We start from the raw sequence: 312 nt of genomic DNA, 5'->3' as shown, positions 1-312 counted from the left end.
GCAGAGTTGTCGAATATTTCGAAGTCATACTTGAGCAATATTGAACGCAATATTAATAACAACCCCTATGTAGAAGTGCTGCAGAGAATTGCCAAAGTCTTAATTGTGGATTTTATGATGTTAATAGAACCAGATTTAAATATAGAATCGCATTTATATAGAGAACAAGAATGGAGTGCTCTCCTGAAAGAGATTAAGGAATTGGGGATTGAAAAGAATGATATTCGTGAATATCAAACCATAGTTGAATTTATTAAATGGCAAAATAGCAGATGAGGTTCCTCTAAATTAATCAAGGAGGTAAGACTAGAC

At 33.3% G+C, this 312-nt stretch carries 1 protein-coding gene; it reads left to right on the top strand.

What is annotated here, in order from left to right; all coding sequences use genetic code 11:
* Positions 1–276 (top strand): helix-turn-helix domain-containing protein (locus PZE06_RS27570; RefSeq protein ID WP_275792330.1); only part of this gene is annotated, 276 nt, incomplete at its 5' end.
* Positions 277–312: the final 36 nt, after the last annotated feature.

Source organism: Robertmurraya sp. DFI.2.37 (assembly GCF_029211245.1).
GTDB classification, from domain to species: Bacteria; Bacillota; Bacilli; order Bacillales; family Cytobacillaceae; genus Robertmurraya; species Robertmurraya methanolica_A.
The sequence above is the reverse complement of the archived record's forward strand: the minus strand, read 5'-3'. Positions and strand labels throughout refer to the sequence as shown.